General features: G+C 61.4%; 13 protein-coding genes. 3 read left to right on the top strand and 10 right to left on the bottom strand.

The window, feature by feature from the left end; genetic code table 11:
• Window positions 1–7: 7 nt before the first annotated feature.
• A complete protein-coding gene (nagE, locus tag C0058_RS05710) occupies window positions 8–1,666 on the top strand; it encodes an N-acetylglucosamine-specific PTS transporter subunit IIBC (protein ID WP_371857024.1) in 1,659 nt (552 codons plus the stop codon).
• Between the two features lie 179 nt (window positions 1,667–1,845).
• On the opposite strand, the gene C0058_RS05705 is transcribed toward nagE, so the two are convergent.
• Window positions 1,846–2,157 (bottom strand): NIF3 1, encoded by a 312-nt coding sequence (locus C0058_RS05705; protein WP_008438259.1) that lies wholly within the window; start codon window positions 2,155–2,157, stop codon window positions 1,846–1,848.
• Between the two features lie 4 nt (window positions 2,158–2,161).
• Window positions 2,162–6,058 carry a phosphoribosylformylglycinamidine synthase gene (gene purL / locus C0058_RS05700; RefSeq protein ID WP_008438262.1) on the bottom strand — a complete coding sequence of 1,299 codons (3,897 nt, stop codon included), beginning with the start codon at window positions 6,056–6,058 and terminating at the stop codon, window positions 2,162–2,164.
• A gap of 287 nt (window positions 6,059–6,345) precedes the next feature.
• Between purL and mltF the strand changes: the two genes are divergently transcribed.
• A complete protein-coding gene (mltF, locus tag C0058_RS05695) occupies window positions 6,346–7,806 on the top strand; it encodes a membrane-bound lytic murein transglycosylase MltF (RefSeq protein WP_008438264.1) in 1,461 nt (486 codons plus the stop codon).
• A gap of 137 nt (window positions 7,807–7,943) precedes the next feature.
• On the opposite strand, the gene C0058_RS05690 is transcribed toward mltF, so the two are convergent.
• The 5 genes from C0058_RS05690 to treP all read right to left on the bottom strand — a co-directional run bounded on the left by C0058_RS05690 (window position 7,944) and on the right by treP (window position 15,269).
• Entirely contained in the window at window positions 7,944–8,240 is a 297-nt protein-coding gene (locus C0058_RS05690) for a PTS transporter subunit EIIB (RefSeq protein ID WP_003209625.1), read from the bottom strand.
• 1 nt (window position 8,241) lies between these two features.
• Window positions 8,242–10,773 (bottom strand): phosphoenolpyruvate--protein phosphotransferase, encoded by a 2,532-nt coding sequence (gene ptsP, locus C0058_RS05685; RefSeq protein WP_102368194.1) that lies wholly within the window; start codon window positions 10,771–10,773, stop codon window positions 8,242–8,244.
• A gap of 48 nt (window positions 10,774–10,821) precedes the next feature.
• Window positions 10,822–12,042, bottom strand: coding sequence for a carbohydrate porin (locus C0058_RS05680; RefSeq protein ID WP_087695126.1), 1,221 nt, complete (start codon window positions 12,040–12,042; stop codon window positions 10,822–10,824).
• Window positions 12,043–12,113: 71 nt separating this feature from the next.
• Window positions 12,114–13,760, bottom strand: coding sequence for an alpha,alpha-phosphotrehalase (gene treC / locus C0058_RS05675; protein ID WP_003209630.1), 1,647 nt, complete (start codon window positions 13,758–13,760; stop codon window positions 12,114–12,116).
• A gap of 66 nt (window positions 13,761–13,826) precedes the next feature.
• Window positions 13,827–15,269 carry a PTS system trehalose-specific EIIBC component gene (gene treP, locus C0058_RS05670; protein ID WP_008438268.1) on the bottom strand — a complete coding sequence of 481 codons (1,443 nt, stop codon included), beginning with the start codon at window positions 15,267–15,269 and terminating at the stop codon, window positions 13,827–13,829.
• A gap of 235 nt (window positions 15,270–15,504) precedes the next feature.
• On the opposite strand from treP, the gene treR reads away from it, so the two are divergent.
• Entirely contained in the window at window positions 15,505–16,209 is a 705-nt protein-coding gene (gene treR, locus C0058_RS05665) for a trehalose operon repressor (protein ID WP_102368193.1), read from the top strand.
• 74 nt (window positions 16,210–16,283) lie between these two features.
• On the opposite strand, the gene guaA is transcribed toward treR, so the two are convergent.
• From guaA to C0058_RS05650, 3 genes are all read right to left on the bottom strand, one after another.
• Window positions 16,284–17,861: a glutamine-hydrolyzing GMP synthase gene (gene guaA, locus C0058_RS05660; protein ID WP_003209644.1), complete on the bottom strand. Its 1,578-nt coding sequence runs from the start codon at window positions 17,859–17,861 to the stop codon at window positions 16,284–16,286.
• Window positions 17,862–17,943: 82 nt separating this feature from the next.
• On the bottom strand, window positions 17,944–19,413 hold the full coding sequence (gene guaB / locus C0058_RS05655) for an IMP dehydrogenase (RefSeq protein ID WP_003209646.1): 1,470 nt from the start codon (window positions 19,411–19,413) through the stop codon (window positions 17,944–17,946).
• A gap of 159 nt (window positions 19,414–19,572) precedes the next feature.
• Window positions 19,573–20,121: a hypothetical protein gene (locus C0058_RS05650; RefSeq protein WP_003209647.1), complete on the bottom strand. Its 549-nt coding sequence runs from the start codon at window positions 20,119–20,121 to the stop codon at window positions 19,573–19,575.
• Between the last annotated feature and the right edge of the window lie 131 nt (window positions 20,122–20,252).

The raw sequence follows: 20,252 nt of genomic DNA, 5'->3' as shown, positions 1-20,252 counted from the left end.
TGCGCTGATGCTGCCGATCGCGATTCTGCCGATCGCCGGCCTGCTGCTGCGACTGGGCGACACTGACCTGCTGAACATCGCGGTGATGCACGACGCCGGGCAGGCGATCTTCGCCAACCTGGCGCTGATCTTCGCCATCGGCATTGCCGTGGGTTTTGCCCGCGACAACAACGGCACGGCGGGCCTGGCAGGCGCCATCGGTTACCTGGTGATGGTCTCCACCCTCAAGGTGATGGACGCCAGCATCAACATGGGCATGCTCGCGGGCATCGCCAGCGGCTTGATGGCCGGTGCGCTGTATAACCGCTTCAAGGACATCAAGCTGCCGGAGTACCTCGCATTCTTTGGTGGGCGACGGTTTGTGCCGATCGTCACCGGGTTCTCCGCGGTGGCGCTGGGGGTGATCTTTGGTTTGATCTGGCCACCCGTGCAGCAAGGCATCAACAGCTTCGGCGTGCTGCTGATGGAAAGCGGCAGTTTTGGTGCGTTCGTGTTTGGCGTGTTCAACCGCCTGCTGATCGTCACCGGCTTGCACCATATCCTCAACAACATGGCGTGGTTTGTGTTCGGCACCTTCACCGACCCGACGACCGGCGCGGTAGTGACCGGCGACCTGACTCGCTATTTTGCCGGCGACCCGAAAGGTGGGCAGTTCATGACCGGCATGTTCCCGGTAATGCTGTTCGGCCTGCCGGCGGCGTGCCTGGCGATGTACCGCAATACACTGCCGGAGCGGCGCAAGATCATGGGCGGGATTTTCCTGTCGATGGCGCTGACCTCGTTCCTGACCGGGGTCACCGAGCCGATCGAATTCGCCTTCATGTTCCTCGCGCCGTTCCTGTACCTGGTGCATGCGCTGCTGACCGGGTTGTCGATGGCGATCACCAACATGCTCAACATTCACCTGGGCTTTACCTTCTCCGGTGGGTTTATCGACATGGTGCTGGGTTGGGGTAAATCCACCAACGGCTGGTTGGTATTCCCGGTTGGGCTGGCGTATGCGGTGATCTACTACAGCGTGTTCAACTACTGCATCCGTCGCTTCAATTTGAAGACGCCCGGGCGTGAGGATATTCAGGTGGTGCAGGCTGAGGCCATGACTGATAACCAGCGGGCCGGCGCTTACATTCGCGCGCTGGGTGGTGCGGAGAATCTACTGAGTGTGGGTGCTTGCACGACGCGTCTGCGGCTGGACATGGTGGATCGCAACAAGGCGGTGGATGCCGAGTTGAAGGCGCTGGGTGCGATGGCGGTGGTTCGACCGGGTAATGGCGGGAGTTTGCAGGTGGTGGTCGGGCCGATGGCGGACAGCATTGCCGATGAGATTCGGTTGGCGATGCCTTCGTATGTTGGAGTCACTCCGGTCGCTGCTGCACCGGTTGAGAAGAGCACGCCGGTGAACGTGCATGAGGCCGAGAAATGGCTGAGTGCGCTGGGCGGTCGGGCCAATGTTTTGCAATTGGATGCGGTGGCGATGACGCGGCTGCGGGTGGAGTTGGGGGATGGTTCGGTGTTGTCGGAATCTCAACTGACGGCGCTGGGTTGCCAGGGTGTGAGCCAGCTTGAGAGTGGGATTTGGCACTTGCTGATTGGTGACAAGGCTTCGGGGTTGGGTGAGGCGTTGGAGCGGTTGGTCAGTGGCCGTGAGGTTGGGGTAAAAGCCTGAATCTTTGCTGAGCATCAGGGCCTCTTCGCGAGCAAGCCCGCTCCCACATTTTGATCGGTGCCCGTCATGGCAACGCGGTCAAATGTGGGAGCGGGCTTGCTCGCGAATGGCCGTGACAGGCAACAAAAAACCCGCTGACCAAACTGGCCCAGCGGGTTTCTTGTTTTGCAGCCAGCGAATCAAAAATCCGCCAACTGCCACACCTCATACGCCGGTGTCTCATACGGATGGCTCAGTTTCAACGCAGCCACTACAGCCACGATCAACTCATCCGCCACCACCAACTCAACCTTCCACTCTTCAACCACTTCAACCTGCCCCACCTGCCCGATAAACGGCTGGCTGCCGTCCATCGCGCGGAATTGGCCCTGGCCCAGTACCTGCCAGGCGCAGCTGTCGTAGTTGCCGATGCGCCCGCCGCCGGCTGCGAAGACGGCGGTTTTCACCGTATCCACGTGGCTGTCGGGCACAAAGAAGCTGAGCTTGTACACCGCCTTAGTTCACCCAGACGCGAGCGTTACGGAACATGCGCATCCACGCGCCGTCTTCGTTCCACTCTTCCGGGCGCCACGAGTTCTGCACGGCGCGGAACACACGCTCCGGGTGCGGCATCATGATGGTGACGCGACCGTCGCGGCTGGTCAGCCCGGTGATCCCGCGCGGCGAGCCGTTCGGGTTGGCCGGGTAGCCTTCGGTGACCTTGCCGTGGTTGTCGACGAAACGCAGGGCCACGGTACCGGACAGGTCGGCTTCCAGCAGTGCTTCTTCGCTGGCGAACTCGGCATGGCCTTCACCGTGGGCGATGGCGATTGGCATGCGCGAACCGGCCATGCCTTGCAGGAAGATCGAGTTGGATTCCTGTACCTGGACCATCGCAACACGGGCTTCGAACTGCTCGGAGCGGTTACGTACGAAGTGCGGCCAGAACTCGCTGCCCGGGATCAGTTCGCTGAGGTTGGACATCATCTGGCAACCGTTGCACACACCCAGGGTGAAGCTGTCGTTACGCTCGAAGAAACCCTGGAACGCGTCACGGGCACGGCTGTTGAACAGGGCCGACTTGGCCCAGCCTTCACCGGCACCCAGTACGTCGCCGTAGGAGAAACCACCGCAGGCAACCAGGCCTTTGAACTCATTAAGGTCGACGCGACCGGCGAGGATGTCGCTCATGTGCACGTCGATCGCATTGAAGCCGGCACGGTCGAACGCTGCCGCCATTTCCACCTGGCCGTTGACGCCCTGCTCACGCAGTACGGCCACTTGTGGGCGGATGCCTTTCTTGATGTAAGGCGCGGCGATGTCCTGGTTGACGTCGAAGCTGAGCTTGGTGCTCAGGCCCGGATTGTCTTCTTCCAGGATCACGTCGAATTCCTGCTCGGCGCAGTCGGCGTTGTCGCGCAGGCGCTGGATCTGGTAGCTGGTCTCGGCCCACTGGCGTTGCAGCAGGCGGCGCTGGCCTTCAAACACGGTTTCGCCGTTGAAGACGATGTTGATTTCACCGTTGTTGATCGGCTGGCCAATCACGGCCACGCAGTCGCCCAGGCCAGCGGCGCTGAACTGTGCGAGTACGTCCGGGGTTGCGTCCTGGCGAACCTGGATCACGGCGCCCAGCTCTTCGTTGAACAGGATTGCTGCGATGTCGGCGGAAGTTTCTGCCAGGCCATCGAGGTTCAGGCTCAGGCCGCAGTGACCGGCGAAGGCCATTTCCACGGCGCTGGTCAGCAAACCACCGTCGGAACGGTCGTGGTAAGCCAGCAGGTGGCCGTCGGCGTTCAGGCCCTGGATCACGGCGAAGAAAGCTTTCAGGTCTTCGGCGTCGTCGACGTCCGGGGCCTGCTTGCCGAGCTTGCCGTGCACCTGGGCGAGGATCGAGGCGCCCATGCGGTTCTGACCGCGACCGAGGTCGATCAGGATCAGGTCGGTGGTGCCCTTGTCCATGCGCAGTTGCGGGGTCAGGGTCTGGCGAATGTCGGTGACTGGCGCAAAGCCGGTAACGATCAGCGACAGCGGCGAGGTGACGCTCTTGTCCACGCCTTCATCGTTCCAGCGGGTGGCCATGGACATGGAGTCCTTGCCCACCGGAATGGTGATGCCCAGCTCAGGGCACAGCTCCATGCCGACCGCTTTCACGGTGTCGTACAGGCGCGCATCTTCACCCGGGTGACCGGCAGCGGACATCCAGTTGGCCGACAGCTTGATGTCGGAGATCTTGGCGATACGCGAAGCCGCGATGTTGGTCAGGGTTTCGCCGATGGCCATGCGGCCCGACGCCGGGGCGTCCAGCAGCGCCAGCGGAGTCCGCTCGCCCATGGCCATGGCTTCACCGGTGTACACGTCGAAGCTGGTAGCGGTGACGGCAACGTCAGCCACCGGGACCTGCCACGGGCCGACCATTTGATCACGGGCAACCAGACCGGTGATGGTGCGGTCGCCGATGGTGATCAGGAAGCTTTTGCTGGCAACGGCCGGGTGGTGCAGGACGCGCTCCACGCAGTCGGCGATGGCCAGGGTCGACGGGTCGAAATCGTCGCCCAGTTCGTTTTCACGCACGGCCGAACGGTGCATGCGCGGGGCTTTGCCCAGCAGCACTTCCAGCGGCATGTCCACCGGGCTGTTGCCGAAGTGGCTGTCGGTGACCGTCAGTTGCGGCTCGGCAGTGGCTTCGCCGACTACCGCAAACGGGCAGCGCTCGCGCTCGCAAATCGCCTGGAAGCGTTCGAAGTCTGCAGGACCTACCGCCAACACGTAGCGTTCCTGGGATTCGTTGCTCCAGATTTCGTGCGGAGCCATGCCCGGCTCGTCGTTTGGAATGTTGCGCAGTTCGAAACGGCCGCCACGGTCGCCATCGTTGACCAGTTCCGGGAAGGCGTTGGACAAACCACCTGCGCCGACGTCGTGGATGAAGCTGATGGGGTTCTTGTCACCCAGTTGCCAGCAACGGTCGATGACTTCCTGGCAACGGCGTTCCATCTCAGGGTTTTCACGCTGTACGGAAGCGAAGTCCAGGTCGGCCGAGCTGGTGCCGGTGGCCATGGAGGAAGCGGCGCCGCCACCCAGGCCGATCAGCATCGCCGGGCCACCGAGAACGATCAGCTTGGAGCCGACCAGAATCTCGCCTTTCTGTACGTGTTCGGCGCGGATGTTGCCCATGCCGCCGGCCAACATGATTGGCTTGTGGTAACCGCGCACTTCATCGCCACGGGGGGTGGTGATGGATTGCTCGAAAGTACGGAAGTAACCGGTCAGGGCCGGACGCCCGAATTCGTTGTTGAACGCGGCGCCGCCCAGCGGGCCTTCGATCATGATGTCCAGCGCGGTGACGATGCGCTCAGGCTTGCCGTACGGCACTTCCCACGGCTGTTCGAAGCCCGGGATCTGCAGGTTGGACACGGTGAAGCCGGTGAGGCCAGCCTTTGGCTTGGCGCCACGACCGGTTGCACCTTCGTCGCGAATCTCGCCGCCGGAACCGGTGGCAGCGCCCGGGAACGGGGCAATCGCGGTCGGGTGGTTGTGAGTCTCGACTTTCATCAGGATGTGTACCGGCTCTTGCACCGCACCGTACTGGCGGGTTTCAGGGTCCGGGAAGAAGCGGCCGGCGACGGAGCCGACGATGACCGAAGCGTTGTCCTTATAAGCCGACAGAACGCCTTCGCTGTGCATCACGTAGGTGTTCTTGATCATGCCGAACAGGCTTTTTTCCTGGCTCTGGCCGTCGATGTCCCAACTGGCGTTGAAGATCTTGTGGCGGCAGTGCTCGGAGTTCGCCTGGGCGAACATCATCAGTTCGATGTCGTGCGGGTTGCGCTTCAGGCCGATGAAGGCGTTGACCAGGTAGTCAATTTCGTCTTCGGCCAGGGCCAGGCCCAGCTCGGTGTTGGCGGTTTCCAGGGCGGCACGGCCACCACCGAGCACGTCAATCGCGGTCAGCGGCTTGGGTTCGGCGTGGCTGAACAGACCGGCGGCCTGTTCCAGCTGGCTGACGATGATCTGGGTCATGCGGTCGTGCAGGCTGCTGGCGATCAGCTCGGCCTCGGCCTCGCTGAACTGGCCTGCTACATAGAAGGCAATCCCGCGTTCCAGGCGCTGGATTTTGTCCAGGCCGCAGTTGCGGGCGATGTCGCTGGCCTTGCTCGACCAGGGCGAGATGGTGCCGAACCGTGGCAGGACCAGGAACAAGCGGCCGTTAGGCTCTTGGACAGGAACGCTGGGACCGTACTTCAGAAGGCGCGCCAGCACTTGCTGTTCGTCGGCGGTCAAAACGCCAGTAACGTCGGCGAAGTGAGCAAATTCAGCATACAAGCCACTGACAGAAGGTACCTTCTGGCTCAGTTGCTCAAGGAGTTTGCTGTGGCGAAAGGCAGAAAGGGCAGGAGCGCCGCGCAGGATCAACATCTTCGGGACAGCCTCGGGAAGGGGGTGTGCTTTGAGGCCGTGCATTCTAGCGTAAACCGTCGCCAACGGCACCCGAAACGGCACCAGTGGCCGCAGCCGGACGTCAGTTGGCATAAATCGCACGATATCATATGGCCATACAGGCGATTCCGGGCAGTTATTTTAACCGTCACAATCGGCTGCCAAGCCCCGTTTCTGCGGGCTGCAGCCAAGGTTTACGGGCGCTAGCAGACAAGTGCCCCGCTGTCGAGATATGGCGCCGAGGGTCCTTTGCGTATACTGCGCAGATGTTCTCCCCTACTGCTTTACGCCCGCGATGCGCCAAATGGCTCTTCGTTACCGGACTCTTCCTGCTGCTCAGTGCGTGTGTGGATAAACCCAACACGCTCGAGCGAATCAAGGAGGATGGCGTATTGCGGGTGGTCACCCGAAACAGTCCGGCCACTTATTTCCAGGACCGTAACGGCGAAACCGGCTTCGAATACGAACTGGTGAAACGTTTTGCCGACGAGTTGGGGGTAAAGCTCGAGATCGAGGCGGCCGACAACCTGGATGACCTGTTCTCGCAGATCGGCAAACCCAACGGCCCGGTACTGGCCGCCGCCGGCCTGGTCAGCAGTGAGCAGCGTCGCCAGCAAGTGCGTTTCTCCCACCCTTATCTGGAAGTCACCCCGCAGATCATCTACCGCAACGGCCAGTCCCGGCCGACCACCGCGGCAGACCTGGTGGGCAAGAAGATCATGGTGCTCAAGGGCAGCACCCACGCCGAGCAACTGGCGCAGCTGAAAAAACAGTTTCCCGGGATTGAATACGAAGAGTCCGACGCCGTTGAGGTGGTCGACCTGCTGCGCATGGTGGATGAGGGCCAGATCGACCTGACGCTGGTGGACTCCAACGAAGTGGCGATGAACCAGGTGTACTTCCCCAACGTGCGGGTGGCCTTTGACCTCGGTGACGCCAGCCATCAAGCCTGGGCGGTTGCCGCCGGTGAAGACAACAGCCTGCTCAACGAGGTCAACAACTACCTCGACAAGGTGGAAAAGAACGGCACGCTGCAACGCCTGAAAGATCGCTATTACGGGCACGTCGATGTACTCGGCTACATGGGCGCCTACACCTTCGCCCAGCATCTGCAGCAGCGTCTGCCCAAATACGAGAAACACTTCCGGGCCTATGCCAAGGAAGAAAAGGTCGACTGGCGCCTGCTGGCGGCCATCGGCTACCAGGAATCACTCTGGCAGCCGGCGGTGACCTCCAAGACCGGCGTGCGCGGCCTGATGATGCTGACCCAGAACACGGCGCAGGCCATGGGCGTGTCCAACCGCCTGGACGCCAAGCAGAGCATCATGGGCGGCGCCAAGTACCTGGCCAAGATCAAGGATGAGCTGGACGACAAGATTGCCGAGCCGGACCGCACCTGGTTTGCCCTGGCGGCATACAACGTCGGCACCGGCCATTTGGACGACGCGCGCAAGCTGGCCGAAAAAGAAGGCCTGAACCCGAACAAGTGGCTGGACGTGAAGAAGATGCTGCCGCGCCTGTCGCAGAAGCAGTGGTACAGCAAGACGCGTTATGGCTATGCCCGTGGCGGTGAGCCCGTGCATTTTGTGGCGAACATCCGGCGTTACTACGACATTCTGACGTGGGTGACGCAGCCGCAGCTGGAAGGCAACCAGGTGGTCGAAGGCAACCTGCATGTGCCGGGTGTGGACAAGACCAAGCCGACGGAAGAAACCCCGCAGCTGTAATCCCCCGATTCTCCAAACACCACAAAACCAATGTGGGAGCGGGCTTGCTCGCGAAGGCGGTGGTTCAGCCAGCACATGGATTGACTGACACACCGCCTTCGCGAGCAAGCCCGCTCCCACATTTGATCTTCGTCGTCTTATAGAGCGGTGTTCAGGCCGGTAAGCAGGTGCACCACCCCACCCGCCAACACCATCACGCCCGGCACGCCTGCCGCCTTGAGCGCCTGCGCATCCAACCGCCCCGCATCCTGCAACTGCACCCGCACCCGGGTCAGTGCTACCCGCTGCTGCGACTTGAGATTCTCCGCGCCGCCCAGCGCATTCAGCACTGCCGGGGCCAACAGTGTTTCGCTCACTGGAGCTGCCTGCGGCGTTTCAAGCACCAGATCCGGCGTCAGGGCCTTCCAGAACGCCCGCTGAAATTTCTCGAACATGTCAGTTCTCCACAACCAATGAGGTTTCAACGGTAGCCGCGTGGTACAGGCGCAACGCCTCGCGAACCTGCGACGCTTCTTCCAGGCCCAGCACCTGGCGGGCGATGGATTGGCAGTCCGCCAGGTCCAGCTCGCGCACGGTAGCCTTGATGGTCGGGATCAGCGGCACGCTGACCGACAACTCATCCACCCCCAGCCCGATCAGCACCGGCACCGCCAGCGCTTCAGACGCCAACGCCCCACACACGCCGACCCACTTGCCATGGGCATGGGCCGCCTTGACGGTGGCGGCGATCAGGCGCAGCACCGCCGGGTGAAAGCTGTCGGCCTGGCTGGCGAGGCGCGGGTGATCGCGGTCCATGGCCAGGGTGTATTGGGTCAGGTCGTTGGTGCCGATGGAGAAGAAATCCACCTCCGGCGCAAACAGATCGGCCATCAATGCCGCCGATGGCACTTCGATCATGATTCCCAGCTTCGGCAGTTCCGTCAGCCCCAGGGCCAGCGCTTCCTCTTCAAGAATCTGCCGCGCCAGGCGCAGCTCCGAGAGCAGGCTGACCATGGGCAACATGATGTGCAAACGGGCGAAACCGGCACTGGCGAGAATTGCACGGAATTGTTCACGCAACAGTTCCGGGCGCTCCAGGCACAGGCGAATCCCACGCAGGCCAAGGAACGGGTTGGTCTCGCTGTCCATCGGCACATAGGCCAACGGCTTGTCGCCACCAACGTCGAGGGTGCGCACCACCAGATTGCGCTGCGGGCCCAATGCACGGGCGATGGCGCTGTAGGTGCCCGCCTGCTCTTCGGGGCTCGGCGCGCGGTTGCGGTCCAGGTAGAGGAACTCGGAACGCAGCAAACCAACGCCTTCGCCCCCCAGGGACAATGCCTGCTCCACCTCCTGCAACGATGCGACGTTGGCCGTCACTTCGACGTGATGACCGTCGCGGGTCGTAGCGGGCAACGACGCCTGCTCCACTTCCCGCTGGCGGCGCAGCACTTGTTGTTGGCGGCTGGCTTGCAAGTGTTCGATCTCGGCCAGGTCCGGGTCCAGGTGCAACTCGCCCTTGTCGGCATCCAGCAGCACTTGCTTGCCGTTGGCCAGTTCCAGCACCTGCGCCGGCACCCCGCAGATGGCCGGCAAGCCAAGGGCGCGGGCGAGAATGGCGACGTGGCTGGTAGCGCCGCCGCCCACCGTCACAAAACCCAGCACCTTGCGCGTGTCGAGGCTGGCGGTTTGCGAGGGAGTCAGTTGTTCGGCAATCAGGATTGCCTGCTCCGGCAAATCCCAGGCGCTGTCCTGAACCCCGAGGATCAATTTCAGCACCCGCTGGCCAACGTCTGCCAGGTCGGCAGCGCGCTCGGCAAGCAAGGCGTTGCCCAGGCCCTGGAAGAGCGTGGCGGTGGCCTCGGTGGCGCTGTTCCAGGCGAAGGCCGCGCTCTTGCCCTGGTCCAGCAGGTCGCGGGTTTGTTCCAGCAGGGCCGGATCGTCCAGCAACTCCTGATGGGCGCGGAAGATCTCGGACTGGGCAGTGCCGACGGCTTTTTCCTGCAGGGCTTGCAGCGCCTGATTGGCGTTGTTCAGGGCATGGGTCAGGGCCGCACGTTCCAGCGCTTCACCTTTGCCGGTCTCTACGAACGTCAGTGCCGGCTCCTTGACCTGCACCACCTGGCCAAACGCCGAACCGGGCGAGGCGCACACGCCGCGCAGCAAGGTCGCCGATGAATCAGGCGCCACGGGTGCAGCACCAGGTTGAGGAGCCGCGACGGTTTCACCGCAGCCTTCGGCCAGCAAGGTCACCAGCGCCTGGATCGCCGCTTCGGCATCCTCGCCGGCCGCGCTGACTTGCAAGGTGTCACCCTGCACCGTCTGCAATGCCATGATCCGTACCAGCGACTTGGCGTTGGCGCTTTCGGTTTGCTTGTGCAGGTAAATACTCGCCTTGAAGCCTTTGGCCGCCTGCGCCAGCACCGCCGCCGGGCGCGCATGCAGGCCGTTGGCGTTGGGCAAGGTCAGTGGCCTGGAGAACAGGGCGTCACCCTCCTCGTCTTTCACCTCGTCGGCAACGGCTTGCGGCGTGACTCGCAGCAGTGGCTGCCCCACGTCTACCAGGCCCTGCTCGGGCGTCAGCAGCTTAAAGGGCTCGCCACTGACCACCAGCATCAGGGTCAGCAAACTACGGGCATTGAGCGCCACGTAGTCGGCATCAAATTCAATCAGCGGTTGCCCGGCTTCCACCCGCTGGCCTTCCTCGACCAATCGGGTGAAACCCTTGCCCGCCAGGTTCACGGTGTCCAGGCCGATGTGCATCAGCACCTGGACGCCGTTGTCATCGGTGATGCTCAACGCATGACCACTGTCCTGGATATTGCTGATCACCCCGGCCAGTGGCGCGCAGAGGGTCTGCGAGGTCGGATCGATGCACAGGCCATCGCCGATCAGGCGACTGGAGAACACCGGATCAGGCACCTGGTCCAGGGCGAGCAGCACCCCGGACAATGGCGCCAGCAATTCCAGGGATTGGGTTGTGGTCATGACTTCACCTGCTGTTTGGTTCTGTAAAAATCATTGGGCATCGACGGCTTATTTCCACCAGTACTCAACCTGCACACCAAAGTTGGAGCCATGCAACGCCGAGCCATAACTGCCGGTGTCGGACAACGCCGAACCTGCCGCCAGTTCATTGGCCGCACGCTTGGCCGCTTCGTTCCAGGTCGCGTAGGTGTAATACAAGCGCACTTCCGGTCGTGCCCAGAAATCCGGGCCTTTGGGCGACCAGGTCGGGGCGAACGTAAATTTGCTCAGCTTGCGCGTGCCACCGGTAGCCTCGACCTGATCATGACCGAGTTCGGTGACCAGCTTGAACTGTTCGGAAATCGCATAGGCCGGGCGCACGCCCAGCGACATCCAGGTCTGATCCTGGCTGCCCGGGCGAATATCCTTCTGGTACACGGCCTCGATCTGCCCGCCAAACCGTGGCGTCACTTGCCAGTCGAAGAACTCCACTGCGCGGTAGCTCTTGCTGCTTTTATCGAGGAAGGTATCGCCGGTATAACCGAGGCCGGTGCCGGGGCCTTCGCCGTACTGCAGGGCAAATTTGTTGCGCCCGCCGAGGAAGGGTTTCTGCACATGCTGGGCGGTAATGGCCCAGCCGCTGTTGGTGTCACGGCCACCGGCTTTTTCGATATAGCTCAAGCCCAGTTCCAGCTCGCCGCCGGGGTTGGTCTTGAACCCGGCCACGTTAAAGTCGTGACGGGTGGCGTATTCCTTCTGGTACAGGTTGTCCTTGCGGGAAAGTGCGTAGCTGTATTTCAGGTCGCCGATTTTCACGTCCTCGATACCGCCACCCGTGGCGCTCTGGTTCCAGTAGTAGAAGTCGGAGATATGGATATCGTTTCGTTTGTAGTAGCGCCGGCCGGCCCACAGCGAACCGCCGTTGAGGCTGGGGATGTTCGACCACTGCGCGTACATCTGCGGCATGCGTGCCGAGCCGTTGTCTTCGCCCTGGAACTTCAGCGCCCGGTCGTACTTGTTGTACAGCGAAGCCATGGCGTCGACGCTGAACACCGAGCCGTCGTCGAGGGTCAGCAGGTCCTGGCGCAATTCGAGTTCGGCGTACTGCTCGCACTCGTTGCCCAGGCGGTATTTGGATTGTGCACCCGGCAACTGGAAGCACTGCTGCTTGCCACTGCCGGTTGAAGTCCCCGCACCGCTACGCAAGTAGCCGGCAAATTCCAACGCCTGGGCTGCCATCGGCAAGGTCAGGCAGGATGCAACGAGGCCCAGCTTTATTGTTGTTTTCATGAAGCACTCCGATATTTTTATTATGTTTTTTTAAGCGCCCCGGCTCTCCCACGCCGGGGGTAAAGCGGGTCTCAGTCCTTGAGATGCAGCACAAACGATTCATACGGGCGCAGCGAGACCTGGCTCGAGCGCTGTGGGCAGTCGTCGTAGTTGCTGATCAGCAGGCGTTGCTCACTCGCCGCCGTCAGCAGGCCATCGGGCAGTTCGATCTGGCATGGCGTGCCGTAGAAGTTGTTCAGCACCAGCAGGCGTTCGCCGTGGCCTTCGCGCAGGTACGCCCAGACCTGGGTGTGCTGTGGCAGCAGTTGGCGATAAACGCCTTCCTGAATCAGCGGCTCATGCCGACGCAGCTTGATCAGCGCACGGTAGTGATGCAGTACCGATTGCGGGTCATCCAGCTCGCTTTGCACGTTGATCTGCGCGGCGTTGGCCGGGATGCCGATCCACGGTTCGCCGCGACTGAAGCCAGCGTTTTGCTCGGCATTCCATTGCATCGGTGTGCGGCTGTTATCGCGGGACTTCTGCATGATCGCCGCCATGCTCGATGCCTCGGACTCACCGGCCTCGCGTTTGAGCCGATAGATGTTCAGCGTCTCGACATCCCGGTATTGGTCGATGGTGTCGAAGCCCGGATTGGTCATCCCCAGCTCTTCGCCCTGGTACACGAAAGGCGTGCCCTGGAGGAAGTGCAGCGCAGTGGCGAGCATCTTCGCCGAGACCACGCGGTGCTCGCCGTCGTCACCAAAACGCGAGACCACCCGCGGCTGGTCGTGGTTACACCAGAACAGCGCATTCCAGCCGCCACCGGCCTGCATGCCGAGTTGCCAGTCGGACAGAATCTGCTTGAGTTGCAGGAAGTCGAAGTCGGCCGCGACCCACTTCTGCAGGTTCGGATAGTCGACTTTCAGGTGGTGAAAGTTGAAGGTCATCGACAGCTCTTTCGACTGTGGATTCGAATAACGAATGCAGTGCTCAAGGCTGGTGGACGACATCTCGCCGACGTTGATCAGGTCATGCCCCTCGAACACTTCGCGGTGCATTTCCTTCAGGTATTCATGCACGTTCGGGCCGTCGGTGTAGAAGCGCCGACCGTCGCTGTTGTCTTCCGGAAAATCCGCCGGCTTGGAGATCAGGTTGATCACGTCCAGGCGGAAACCGCCCACGCCCTTGTCGCGCCAGAAGCGCATCAGCTTGAACACTTCGGCGCGCACCTTGGGGTTGTCCCAGTTCAGGTCGGCCTGGGTGTGGTCGAACAGGTGCAGGAAGTACTGGCCGGTCTGCGCCTCGTATTCCCAGGCCGAGCCGCCGAACTTGGATTCCCAGTTGTTCGGCTGGTCGCGCCAGATGTAGAAGTCGCGGTACGGGTTGTCGAGGCTGCTGCGGGCCTGCTGGAACCACTCGTGTTCGATGGAGGTGTGGTTGACCACGATGTCGAGCATCAGCGTGATGCCGCGCTTGGCGGCTTCGCTGATCAGCAGGTCGCAATCGGCCATGGTCCCGTAGCTCGGGTCGATGGCGTAGTAGTCGCTGATGTCGTAGCCGTTGTCGCGCTGGGGCGAGCGCAGGAACGGGGTGATCCACAGGCAATCGACGCCCAGCCACTTCAGGTAATCGAGCTTGTCCACGATGCCCAGCAGGTCACCGGTGGCGTTACCCGCGTGGCTGTGGAAGCTTTTTGGGTAGATCTGGTAGATCACCGAGTGTTGCCAGTTTTGCATGACGGGTTCCTTCAATCTGGAAATGCGATCAACTGTGGGAGCTGGCTTGCCTGCGATAGCGGTAGATCAGGCGACCCGGTATCCGGGCCGAACAATCTTCATGCTCAACACACAGGTCAAAACAAACGGCACGACAATCGCGACGACCATGCCGATGACAAAACTTGGGATGTACTGCGGGATGATCGAGATGAACCCGGGCAAGCCACCCACGCCAATCGCCGAGGCCTGGACCTTGTTCAATGACAGGAAAATACTGCCCAGCGCCGAGCCGGTCAGCGCCGCGTAGAACGGAAACTTGAAGCGCAGGTTGACCCCGAACATCGCCGGCTCGGTGATGCCGAAGTAGGCGGAAATCGCCGAGGTGGACGCCATGCTCTTGTCCCGCGCATTGCGGCTCATGTAGAACACGCCGAGCGCCGCGCTGCCCTGGGCCAGGTTGGACATGACGATCATCGGCCAGATAAAGGTGCCGCCTTGGGTGGAGATCAGTTGCAGGTCCACGGCGAGGAACATGTGGTGCATGCCGGTGATCACCAGCGGTGCATACAGCAGGCCGAAGATTGCGCCGCCGACCATCGGCGCCAGGTCAAACAGAGTGACCACGCCTTCGGTGATCAGGATGCCGAGGTGGCGGGTCACCGGGCCGATGATCGCCAGCGCCAGTACGCCGGTGACGACGATGGTAGTGATCGGCACCACCAGCAACTGAATGGCATTCGGCACCCGTGCCCGCAGCCATTTCTCAATCACGCTCATCACGTAGGCGGCCAGCAGGATCGGCAGGATCTGGCCCTGGTAGCCGACCTTCTCGATCTTGAACCAGCCGAAAATATCGAAGTACGGCAGGCTCTGGCCGTCGAGGCCGGCGACCGCCTTGCCGTAGTTCCAGGCGTTGAGCAGATCGGGGTGCACCAGCATCAGGCCGAGGACAATGCCGAGGATTTCACTGCCACCAAAGCGCTTGGCCGCCGACCAGCCCACCAGTGCCGGCAGGAACACGAACGAGGTGTTGGCCATCAGGTTGATCAGGCTCCACAGGCCATCCAGGTTCGGATAGGCGTCGAGCAAGGTCTTGTCCGCGATGAACATGCCCTTGGCGCCCATCAGGTTGTTCACCCCCATGAGCAAACCGGCAATGATCAGCGCCGGCAAAATCGGCATGAACACGTCGGAGAACACCCGCACCAGGCGCTGCATCGGGTTTATTTTGTCTGCGCTTTTCTGTTTCACGTCCGCGATGGTCGACGCGGCGAGGCCCGTTTGCTCACGCAGGGCGGCGTAGACCTTTTCCACTTCGCCGGGGCCGATCACGATCTGGAACAGGCCGCCGGTGAAGAACGAACCCTTGACCAGGTCGACCTGGTTCAGTTCGCCGCTGTTGGCCAGGCTCGGGTCCTTGAGGGCCAGGCGCAAGCGGGTCACGCAGTGGGCAGCTTGCTCAAGGTTGTCGCTGCCGCCGAGGTTCTTGAGAATCTCGCGGGCAATATTCGGATAGTCGTGGCTCATGCTTGGTATCCACTCTGGTTTTTTTTATTGGGCGGTCATAGGCAGCACGCCGAAGCCAAAAGTACTCGTCTGTACGAGTTAAAGCAATAACTCGTATGTACGAGTTTGAAAATGATTAATTTTCTGTTTTTTGAGTCAGAAATTTCCGAGTTCTACAATGGGTTGCATGGACAAACCCCATCGCTGCCACTAAGGTTCCTGCCTTGAACGCCAACGCGGCACAGAGCCCTTCCCCATGAGTAAATACAACCAGATCTATACCGATCTGCTTGCCAGCATCACCACCGAACGCCTGCAACGCGGCACGCGCCTGCCCTCCGAAACCGAACTGATGGACGCCTACCAGGCCAGCCGTGGCACGGTACGCCGGGCGATCGAGCAATTGCAGGAGCGTGGGTTCGCGCAAAAGATCCACGGCAAGGGCACCTTCGTGCTGTCACCCAACCCCATCGAGTTCCAGCTCGGCGGTATCGTCAGCTTTCGCGAGACCCACGCCGCCCTCGGCGACGACGTCAGTACCGAAGTGGTGGAGTTCAGCCAGTTCCCGCTGGAAGGCCCGTTGATGCAACACATTGAGGCCGAAGCTGGCAGCCTGATTACCCGGGTCAAACGGGTGCGGCGGATCGACGGCAAACGGGTGATCCTCGACATCAACCACTTCGTCGCCGACCTGATACCGGGGCTGAATCGGGAGATTGCCGAGCAGTCGATCTATGCGTTTATCGAACAGACCTTGCAGCTGCAGATCAGCTATGCCCAGCGCACCATCGAAGCGCTGCCACGGGGAAAGGACGATCAGACACACCTGGACCTCGAAGGTCAGAGCCATGTGATCGTGGTGAGCAACCAGACGTTTTTGCAGGATGGACGGCAGTTCGAGTACACCGAGTCGCGGCATACGCTGGATAAGTTTTACTTTTCGGATATTGCGCGGCGGTAGACAAACGCCAGAAACACAAAACCCCGGCACCAGGCCGGGGTTTTGTTATTCAGCGCTCACCTGCTACGGCAGGATCATTCCCACTCAATGGTCGCCGGCGGCTTGCTCGACACGTCATAAGTCACGCGCGAAATACCTTCGATCTCATTGATGATACGGCCGCTGACCGTCTCCAGCAGTTCGTACGGCAGGTGTGCCCAACGGGCGGTCATGAAGTCGATGGTTTCCACCGCACGCAGGGCAACAACCCATGCGTAACGACGGCCATCGCCGACCACGCCAACCGATTTCACCGGCTGGAACACCACGAATGCCTGGCTGACCTTGTGATACCAGTCGGCCTTGCGCAGCTCTTCGATGAAGATGTGGTCGGCGCGACGCAGCAGGTCGGCGTATTCCTTCTTCACTTCACCGAGGATCCGCACGCCCAGGCCCGGGCCCGGGAATGGGTGGCGGTAGACCATGTCGTACGGCAGGCCGAGTTCGAGGCCCAGACGACGGACTTCGTCCTTGAACAGTTCGCGCAGTGGTTCTACCAGCTTGAGGTTCATTTCCTCAGGCAGGCCGCCCACGTTGTGGTGGGACTTGATCACGTGGGCCTTGCCGCTCTTGGCGCCTGCCGACTCGATCACGTCCGGGTAGATGGTGCCCTGGGCGAGGTACTTGATGTTGTCCAGTTTGTTGGACTGGGCATCGAATACGTCGATGAAGGTGCGACCGATGATCTTGCGCTTCTTCTCCGGGTCGGACTCGCCGGCCAGGTTGTTCAGGAACTGATCTTCAGCGTTGGCGCGGATCACCTTGACGCCCATGTTCTCGGCGAACATGGCCATCACTTGCTCGCCTTCGTGCAGGCGCAGCAGGCCGTTGTCGACGAAGACACAGGTCAGTTGGTCGCCGATGGCCTTGTGCAGCAGCGCCGCAACCACGGAGGAGTCAACACCGCCGGACAGGCCCAGCAGGACGTTGTCGGTGCCGACCTGGGCACGTACGTTGGCGATGGCGTCTTCAGCGATCTTCGACGGGGTCCACAGGGCTTCGCACTGGCAGATGTCGAGGATGAAGCGCGACAGGATGCGACCGCCTTGCTTGGTGTGGGTCACTTCCGGGTGGAACTGCACGCCGTAGTAGCCGCGCTCGTCGTTGAACATGCCGGCAATCGGGCAGCTCGGGGTGCTGGCCAGGATGTGGAAGTCTTCCGGCATCCGGGTGACCTTGTCACCGTGGCTCATCCATACGTCGAGGCCAAACAGGCCGTCGGCGTCGATGTGGTCTTCGATGCCGTCCAGCAGGCGGCTCTTGCCGACCACGTCGACACGGGCGTAACCGAACTCACGCAGCTCGGAACCTTCAACCTTGCCGCCCAGTTGCTCGGCCATGGTCTGCATCCCGTAGCAGATACCGAAGACCGGCACGCCCAGGTCAAACACCGCCTGCGGGCAACGCGGGCTGTTGGCTTCGTGCACGGACTCGGGGCCGCCGGCGAGAATGACGCCTTTTGGAGCGAATTCGCGAATCGCTTCGTCGTCCATGTCGAACGGATGCAGTTCGCAGTACACGCCGATTTCACGCACGCGGCGGGCGATCAGCTGAGTGTACTGGGAACCGAAGTCGAGGATCAGGATGCGGTGGGCGTGAATGTCGAGGGCCATGAGATCAGTCTCGTCTAATGAATCAGAAACAACTCGGGGCTGAATAAGACAGCCCCGGTTACTTAACTATTTGCTGGAAGCATCAACCTACGCGGTAGTTTGGCGCTTCCTTGGTGATCTGTACGTCGTGGACGTGGGACTCGGCCATGCCGGCACCGGTGATCCGCACGAACTCAGGCTTGGTGCGCATTTCTTCGATGTCGGCGCTGCCGGTGTAGCCCATCGAGGAACGCAGGCCGCCCATCAGTTGATGGATGATGGCGCTCAGGGTGCCCTTGTACGGAACACGCCCTTCAATGCCTTCCGGTACCAGCTTCTCGGCGCCCGCGGAGGAGTCCTGGAAGTAGCGGTCGGAAGAGCCTTGAGCCTGGGACATGGCGCCCAGGGAGCCCATGCCGCGGTAAGCCTTGTACGAACGACCCTGGAACAGTTCGATCTCGCCCGGCGCTTCTTCAGTACCGGCGAACATCGAGCCCATCATCACGCAGGAAGCACCGGCGACGATGGCCTTGGACAGGTCACCGGAGAAACGGATGCCGCCGTCGGCGATCAACGGTACGCCAGTGCCTTCAAGGGCCGCGGCGACGTTGGCGATGGCGCTGATTTGCGGCACACCTACACCTGCAACGATACGGGTAGTGCAGATCGAGCCAGGGCCGATACCGACCTTGACCGCATCAGCACCGGCTTCGGCCAGGGCCTTGGCGGCAGCGCCGGTGGCAATGTTGCCGCCGATCACTTGCACGTCAGGGAAATTCTGTTTGACCCAGCGAACGCGGTCGATCACGCCTTTGGAGTGACCGTGGGCAGTGTCGACCACCACCACGTCAACACCGGCAGCCACCAGGGCCGCTACACGGTCACCGGTGTCTTTGCCGGTACCGACCGCAGCGCCTACGCGCAGACGACCTTGATCGTCCTTGCTGGCCAGCGGGTAAGCCTTGGCTTTTTCGATGTCGTTGACGGTCATCATGCCCTTGAGGGCGAATTTGTCGTCGACGATCAGTACGCGTTCGATGCGGTGCTTGTGCAGCAGCTCGCGCACATCGTTCTTGTCGGCGCCTTCCTTGACAGTAACGAGGCGCTCTTTAGGCGTCATCACTTCACGGACGGTGACTTCAAGGCGGTTCTCGAAACGCACGTCACGGGAAGTGACGATGCCGACCAGGTCGCCATCGTGCAGCACCGGAACGCCGGAGATGTTGTGCAGGCGGGTCAGGTCGAACAGGTCACGAACGGTGGCATCGGCCTCGATGGTGATCGGGTCCTTGACCACACCGGCTTCGTAACGCTTGACCTTGCGAACTTCGGCAGCTTGCTGCTCGATGGTCATGTTCTTGTGGATGATGCCGATGCCGCCTTCCTGAGCCATGGCGATTGCCAAACGGGCTTCAGTGACGGTGTCCATGGCAGCGGAAACCAGAGGAATATTCAGCTCGATGCCACGGGTTAGGCGGGTCTTGAGACTGACTTCGTTAGGAAGCACCTCGGAATAACCGGGCACTAGGAGAATGTCGTCGAATGTCAGAGCTTCTTGGCTGATACGCAGCATCGCGGGGGCTCCCGAGCGGGAAAATGGAAGCGCGCCATTATAGTCAGACACCCCCTCTGGTTCAATGTAAAACTCTGACAAACTTGGTAATACTGATAGATGGATGATTTTTGCAGCACTGAGCGTTCCCACGCTCTGCGTGGGAACGCTCACATCGAATTAAAGTTCGACTTTGACCCAGCTCATCTTCTGGTCCAGCCAGTCGGCAAATTCGTCGATAAAACTCTGCTTGAACCCCGCCTCCGCCCAGTTATTGAAGATGAATCCCAGGTTGGAAAAGCCGCATTCCTGCAGGAACAGGAAACCGTTGATGTCGTCCTCATGCCCACACAGCGGACAGGTGAAGTTGTCGGTGTGGCCGGGCATCCAGTCTTCCAGGCTTTCGAACAGGGCTTCGCCGACTTCCTTCAGGCACTCGGGACAGCCGGCTTCTTCCAGGAAGCCCTTGGCCGGGGTGTAGATGCACCGCTTGTAGATGATCTCCAGGCCGTTGATCGGCTCGTTGAACGGCAGCGCGTCGGGGTGCAGCACCACGGCGCGGGCACCGTCGGCCAGGGCATAGCCCATGCGGTTGCCGGTGCGCCCGCAGGTGGTGAGTTCTTCCTTGACGATGTTCTTGCGCACCAGCCAGCGCACGATCGCCCGGGCGCGGGGTTCGTGGACGGGTAGCGTGGAGATTTTCGGGACAAGGATGCTTTGGGAATTCATGGGAGTCCTGCGGCGTGGCTACTGACGCCTTCGCGAGCAAGCCCGCTCCCACAGGGGGAATGCGTTCCAAATGTGGGAGCGGGCTTGCTCGCGAAGAGGCCCTGAAGGCTGGCAGCTTAATCCCTGAAACA

The organism is Pseudomonas sp. NC02 (genome assembly GCF_002874965.1).
Classification (GTDB): domain Bacteria; phylum Pseudomonadota; class Gammaproteobacteria; order Pseudomonadales; family Pseudomonadaceae; genus Aquipseudomonas.
This window is presented reverse-complemented; position numbering and strand designations above follow the sequence as displayed.

Excerpts from the sequence above, each read along its gene's own strand:
- nagE (WP_371857024.1), top strand. The coding sequence starts at position 8 with ATGCTGCCGATCGCGATTCTGCCGATCGCCGGCCTGCTGCTGCGACTG.
- purL (WP_008438262.1), bottom strand. The coding sequence starts at position 6,058 with ATGTTGATCCTGCGCGGCGCTCCTGCCCTTTCTGCCTTTCGCCACAGC.
- mltF (WP_008438264.1), top strand. The coding sequence starts at position 6,346 with ATGTTCTCCCCTACTGCTTTACGCCCGCGATGCGCCAAATGGCTCTTC.
- C0058_RS05690 (WP_003209625.1), bottom strand. The coding sequence starts at position 8,240 with ATGTTCGAGAAATTTCAGCGGGCGTTCTGGAAGGCCCTGACGCCGGAT.
- ptsP (WP_102368194.1), bottom strand. The coding sequence starts at position 10,773 with ATGACCACAACCCAATCCCTGGAATTGCTGGCGCCATTGTCCGGGGTG.
- C0058_RS05680 (WP_087695126.1), bottom strand. The coding sequence starts at position 12,042 with ATGAAAACAACAATAAAGCTGGGCCTCGTTGCATCCTGCCTGACCTTG.
- treC (WP_003209630.1), bottom strand. The coding sequence starts at position 13,760 with ATGCAAAACTGGCAACACTCGGTGATCTACCAGATCTACCCAAAAAGC.
- treP (WP_008438268.1), bottom strand. The coding sequence starts at position 15,269 with ATGAGCCACGACTATCCGAATATTGCCCGCGAGATTCTCAAGAACCTC.
- treR (WP_102368193.1), top strand. The coding sequence starts at position 15,505 with ATGAGTAAATACAACCAGATCTATACCGATCTGCTTGCCAGCATCACC.
- guaA (WP_003209644.1), bottom strand. The coding sequence starts at position 17,861 with ATGGCCCTCGACATTCACGCCCACCGCATCCTGATCCTCGACTTCGGT.
- guaB (WP_003209646.1), bottom strand. The coding sequence starts at position 19,413 with ATGCTGCGTATCAGCCAAGAAGCTCTGACATTCGACGACATTCTCCTA.
- C0058_RS05650 (WP_003209647.1), bottom strand. The coding sequence starts at position 20,121 with ATGAATTCCCAAAGCATCCTTGTCCCGAAAATCTCCACGCTACCCGTC.